5 protein-coding genes, 1 tRNA gene and 1 pseudogene are annotated in these 5,644 nt (G+C 63.1%); 5 read left to right on the forward strand and 2 right to left on the reverse strand.

The window, feature by feature from the left end:
- Positions 1 to 327 precede the first annotated feature (327 nt).
- The 4 genes and pseudogenes from MOV75_RS25480 to MOV75_RS25490 all read left to right on the forward strand — a co-directional run.
- A tRNA-Lys gene (locus MOV75_RS25480) sits at positions 328 to 403 on the forward strand.
- Between the two features lie 531 nt (positions 404 to 934).
- Complete coding sequence (locus MOV75_RS25485; RefSeq protein ID WP_309486769.1) at positions 935 to 2,053, forward strand: gamma-glutamyltransferase; 1,119 nt, start codon at positions 935 to 937, stop codon at positions 2,051 to 2,053.
- Positions 2,014 to 2,541, forward strand: coding sequence for a gamma-glutamyltransferase (locus MOV75_RS42490; RefSeq protein WP_309486770.1), 528 nt, complete (start codon positions 2,014 to 2,016; stop codon positions 2,539 to 2,541). The genes MOV75_RS25485 and MOV75_RS42490 overlap by 40 nt, the downstream gene beginning before the upstream one ends.
- Before the next feature lie 306 nt (positions 2,542 to 2,847).
- Positions 2,848 to 3,048: pseudogene (locus MOV75_RS25490) on the forward strand (ABC transporter substrate-binding protein); the annotation flags it as partial.
- Positions 3,049 to 3,265: 217 nt separating this feature from the next.
- Here the strand turns inward: MOV75_RS25490 and MOV75_RS25495 are convergent.
- Both MOV75_RS25495 and MOV75_RS25500 read right to left on the reverse strand, forming a co-directional pair.
- On the reverse strand, positions 3,266 to 3,925 hold the full coding sequence (locus MOV75_RS25495; protein ID WP_246917631.1) for an RraA family protein: 660 nt from the start codon (positions 3,923 to 3,925) through the stop codon (positions 3,266 to 3,268).
- A 27-nt stretch (positions 3,926 to 3,952) separates the two neighbouring features.
- A complete protein-coding gene (locus MOV75_RS25500) occupies positions 3,953 to 5,161 on the reverse strand; it encodes an aspartate transaminase (protein ID WP_247006806.1) in 1,209 nt (402 codons plus the stop codon).
- A 171-nt stretch (positions 5,162 to 5,332) separates the two neighbouring features.
- Between MOV75_RS25500 and MOV75_RS25505 the strand changes: the two genes are divergently transcribed.
- Positions 5,333 to 5,644 (forward strand): LysR family transcriptional regulator (locus tag MOV75_RS25505; protein WP_247006807.1); only part of this gene is annotated, 312 nt, incomplete at its 3' end.

Raw genomic sequence — 5,644 nt, forward strand, 5'->3', positions numbered from 1 at the left:
CGTGCTGACCCGCCACCGCGGCCCGTTCGGCGGCGGCGAGGACGGCCCGCTGCACCGCCACTTCATGGACCGGATGATGGAGCGCGGCATGGACCATTTTCACCACGACCGTTTCGAGCGCGACAGCGGTCCGGACCGCGACCGCGAAGGCCGGCTCTGAGCCATCAGGGATTCTGCCACGATTAACCTTGGCGAAGCCGCTGGAATCCAGCGGCTTTTCGCTTTTCCGGGCCTGTGGAAGAACCTTGGAAAACTTGTGTCCGATCGCTTGCCAGACCCGGATCGCTTTGCTAAACGACCGGCCTCGCAAGGCTTTGACCGGCCTTCGGGCGCATAGCTCAGTTGGTAGAGCAGCTGACTCTTAATCAGCGGGTCCCAGGTTCGAGCCCTGGTGCGCCCACCATATAAATCAAGACCTTAGCGAGAGAAACCGTTTGAGAGAGCCGAACTAAAACGGTTTTTCAAACGGTGTTTTCGACGGCCGGTCAGCCGCCGCTTCCAATCTCGGATTGCGCGAGCTGTTCTATCTCCACATGTTGCAAGAGGGCATCTGAATCGCCCGGCGCGGCATGATGGCGCTGTCACTTGCGATTTCGGAAGACGACCTGGATCGGATTGCATTGGCCGTCGAAGCTTCACGGATCGCTGGGACGTTGAAGCCTGGACGGACGATGGGATCAATCCAGGTCAGAGCCGGAGCCGATCGAAACAGGGGATCGCCACGCTTAAGAGGCGTGATGGGTTCTGTCCAGCGAAACGCTGCACCGATTATTTCGTGCCGAGCATAGCTCCGTATTTCAGATCATCCGGCATGAGATGTCGGTGAGACGCCAACAAACAGCGAATCTGCGCTGTGGCCCCGACACATTTGGCATGCGCTCGAACAGGACAGATGTGAGGATCAAATCCGGCGTTTGTCTTAGGGAGTGGGGCCGTGAACAAGGGTATTGTGGTCGCCGAGCAGCCCGATGCAGTCGAGGTTGGTGCTCGCATCTTGATGGCCGGCGGGAACGCTGTGGATGCGGCTGTTGCATGCGCCTACGCGCAAGGCGTGGTCGACCAGATGAACGGCGATGTGGCTGGCTATGGGTGCGCCCAGGTCTATTTTCCGGCCCGCGGCATTCATGATGGTCTGAATTTCCTCTTTGAAGCGCCTGCTGCCGTGGTCCCCGGCATGTGGAGCCATTTGCTGGAACGCGAGACCCCGGATGGCTTCGGGTTCGTGCTGAAGGGATACGTCAACGACTTCGGCTATCAGTCGATCGCCGTGCCGGGCGCCGTAAAGGGCTGGTACGAGCTTCACCGTCGCTACGGGACATTGCCGTGGGGGGATGTCGTCGAACCGGCGCTGCGCCTCGCCGTCAACGGATACCGCATCACGCCGGCCGTACGCGAGCAATGGTTCGTCGTCGATGATGCCGGCCGGGCCGACAACATTCATCGTCTGCGCCAGACGCCGGCTTACGCGGACCTGTTCTTTGCAACTGATGGAACTGCGCTAAAAACAGGCGCTGTCGTGCGCAATGCCGATTACGGTGCGACGCTCGAGACGATTGCCCGGGATGGCGCAGCCGGTTTTTACGCGGGACGCATCGCCGATGCGATTTCGCAGGATATGGAAAGGAACGGCGGCCTATTGCGTCGTGACGATCTCGAGACATATGAAACGGAGCCCGTGGCCCCGTTGTGGGCCGACTATCGCGGTCACCAGGTCAGCGTGCTGCCACCACCGACGAGCGGGGTGATGCTATTGCGCATGCTGCGCACATTGGAGCATTTCGACCTTCGTGCCATGGGACACAATACGCCTGGCTACATCACCACGATTGCGGAAGTCATGAAGCGTGCTCAGCTCGCAAAGGAGGCGTTGATTGGAGACCGCGGCATGACCGGGTGGAGCTCGCCGCGATCTTCGATGCCGGGGTGTGCCGGCAGGAGGCGGATGAGATCAAGCGAGGGGAGCGGGTGCGTATCGAACGAGTGGGGGATCGCGAGACGAAGACCACGACGCACGTGTCTGTCTTGGACGGGCAGGGAAATGCCGTCACCATGACCCACTCGCTCGGGGCCCAATCGGGCGTTCTCACCCCTGGCCTGGGCTTCATGTACAACGGAGCTATCGGAATGTTCGATCCTCGGCCCGGCAATTCGCGTTCCCTCGAACCCCGTCGTCGCCGGGTCACATCCATGACTCCAGCCATGGTGTTTGCCGGAAACCGATTGCGGATGCTGCTGGGGGCGCCCGGGGGCTCGCATATTCCGATGGGCGTTCTTCAGGTCATTCTCAATGTCGTCGACCACGGTATGTCGATTTCGGATGCGGTCGCGGCGCCGAGATTCTCGGCGCCCGGCGAAGTGATCGATTTGAGCGCCCGGATTCCCGCCTATGTTTGCGATGCGGTAGCAGCCCGAGGGTACCAAATTGCGCGATCGGCGCAGAGTTTCACGGTCGCCAAGGTCCACGCAATCCTGTGTGGAGATGAGGGCAGATTAGATGGAGCGGCGGATCCTGGTGGCGGAGGGATGGCTCTGGCGGTGTGAGGCAGCCGCTTCAGCCTTGCGGTCATGCCGCAATGCACCTGCCCCTCTTTTATTCCTATCGCTTATTCCGATAGATCGAGCCCTGTAATTTGAATTTCCAAAGGCGGTCCCCCCTTCATAGACTTGCCTATCGTCTGGAAGGCATCGGCCTCATAGGAGCGCAACATGGATAGTTCTCGCCGTTCTGCCGCGCACGCGTCCTTCGGACGCCTCACCCGCCGCGAGGCTCTGATCGGCGCAACGGCCGCACTGATCGGGGCTTCGATTCCTGCCGCGGCGGCGCCGCCGAAAACCATCCGGGCGGTCATGCATGCGCCGTTGCGTCTGATCGATCCGATCACGTCGACGGCCTACATTTCCCGCGACCATGGCTACATGGTCTACGACACGCTGGTCGCCGCCGATGAGAATTTTCAGCCTCAGCCGCAGATGGCGGAGTGGACGATCTCGGACGACAAGCTCGCTTATACATTCAAGCTCCGCGAGGGGTTGGTCTGGCACGACGGACGTGATAGCGACCCAAGACAGCACCTTCCGCCGGCCAACGCAAACTCTTGCCGCCAAGTCCGCGGATCGAACGCCTCGAGCGACGCAGCCCTTGAGCGCTTCTTTCTTGCTCGCGTCGGAAACGAACGGCGCGCATCTGCGCTGCGCTGAGCGCGGCCGACCCCGGTCCTCCCGGCGTGAACGCGCGATGAGCAATTCTCAATAGAACAAAAGCCCTTTAGTTCGCGCACCGCGCTTCCAGCGCATCAACAAAGGAGCGGTCCCAGCGGCCTTCGCGAATCGCCTGCATCGTCGCCTCCTCCTTCTGGTGTTGAGCCAGCGCCTTCTCGATGACGCTCGCGGCAAGAGCGGGCTGGAAGGCGAGGAGCCCATCCTGGTCGCCGACGATTACGTCGCCCGGATTGACTACCATGCCGCCAACCGTGATCGGCACGTTGATCTCTCCCGGCCCGTCCTTGTAGGGGCCGCGGTGGTTCACGCCGCGGGCATAAACCGGAAAAGTTCGTGTGCCGATTTCGGCTGCGTCCCGAATGGCGCCATCGAGCACCATGCCGGCGAGGCCCAGCGAGGCGCCCGCAAACGTCATGATGCCACCGACCAGCGCGTTGGTGGTGTCTCCGCCGGCGTCGACCACCATGACATCGCCGGGCCGGCAGAAATCATAGGCGCGCAGAATGGCCAGGTTGTCGCCGCCGCGCGTCTTCACGGTCACCGCGGTGCCGGCCATCGGGGCGGGCGAATGGTAGGGCCGAAGACCGATACTGCCGCAGTTGCGGTGCAGTTGATCGCTCAGCAGCGCCACCGCGATGGTCCGCAGCTTGGCGATGGTCGACGGGTCGACCTGGGGAGCGGAGGGGTTTCTGACGATTCCGGCCATGGCGGTGTGCTTTCGATCGATTGCAGGTTAGCGCAGTTCGGCAACCGCGCGGGCGATGCGATCCGTGCCTTCGTCGAGAGCCGTCTGCGACGTCGCGATCGATGCACGGAAGAATGGCGACAGACCGTAGGCGGCACCGTTGACGAGGGCCACGCCGGCCGCCTCCAACAAGTACATCACGACGTCACCGTCGTTCTCGAGACGAGTCCCGACCGGCGTCGTCCGCCCGATCAGGCCTGCGCAATTGACGTAGAGGTAGAAGGCGCCGTCGGGCGGCCGGCAGCTCAGCCCGGGGATGGCGTTGATACGCGCCAGCGTGAGGTCGCGACGCGCCCGATAGGTTGCAACGGTCTCGCCGACGAAGCTCTGGTCGCCGGTGAGCGCCGCGACCGACGCCGCCTGGCTGATCGAGCAGGCATTGCCCGACGACTGCGACAGCAGCGTGTTCAACGCGCCGATGAGGTCCGCGGGTCCGGCGATCCAGCCGATGCGCCAGCCGGTCATCGCATAGGTCTTGGATACGCCGTTGACGGCGAGGACGCGTTCACGCAGTTCGGGCGCGGCGTTGAGCAGATGCGGCGTTCTCTCGCCGTCGAAACGGATGTGTTCGTAAATGTCGTCGGTCATGACAAGCACATGCGGATGGCGGGCGAGAACCTCGGCAATCCCGCGATATTCCGCTGCGGAATAGCTTGCGCCGGTCGGGTTCGATGGCGAGTTGATCAACAGCCAGCGCGTCTTCTCCGAGATCGCCGCCTCGAGCTGGGCCGGCGAGATCTTGAAGCCCTGGCTTTCCGGACAGGCGGCGATCTTGGGTATCCCCTCGCAGGCGAGCACCATGTCCGGGTAGGATACCCAGTAGGGCGCGGGAATGATCACCTCGTCGCCGGCCTCGAGCGTCGCCTCGAGCGCACTGTAGATCGCGCTCTTGGCGCCGTTGGTGACGACGATCTCCGCGGGGTCGTAGATGAGACCGTTTTCGCGCTTCAGCTTGGCGGCGATCGCCTGACGCAGCTCAGGCGTGCCGGCGAGCACCGTGTACCGCGTCTCTCCCTTCTCCATCGCCCGGACGGCGGCGGCGCGAATATGCGCGGGCGTGTCGAAATCCGGCTCGCCGACCACGAGGCTGACGATACTCTTGCCCTCTCGCTTGAGCGCGCTCGCCCGATCGGCAGCGGCAGTGCTGGGCGAAGGCTTGATGCGTCTCACGCGCGCGGAAATACGAGGACGGTTCATGGCGATTGACCCCGGTCTGGAGAGGTGCGACGCTAAAGACAGCCGCCGGCGCTGACCAACACGAGTTCAATCTGGCCTGATAGGCATATCTTATGGTTGGATTCTCCTCCGCGCCCCGTTGAATGCCGCGCAGCCGAGCAGGCCGGTGCGCCGATCGGTCCGAGGGACAAGGTGAATCTGAGGCGTCTTCAGTATTTCGTGAAGATCGTCGACGTCGGCAGCCTGACGCAGGCCGCCGATGTGCTCCACGTCGCGCAGCCGGCGCTCAGCCAGCAGCTCGCGACCTTGGAGGGCGAGGTCCGCCAGCAGCTCCTGGTGCGCACCAAAAGCGGCGTCGTGCCCACGGAAGCGGGCAAGGTGCTGTATCGCCACGCACAGCTCATATTGCGTCAATGCGAGCAGGCGCGCGCCGATATGAGCGCGGCGGCCAAGAGCATCTCCGGTGCGGTCGCCGTCGGACTTGCGCCTGGAACGGCCGCGGCC

The organism is Bradyrhizobium sp. PRIMUS42 (assembly GCF_023006515.1).
Taxonomy (GTDB): Bacteria; Pseudomonadota; Alphaproteobacteria; order Rhizobiales; family Xanthobacteraceae; genus Bradyrhizobium.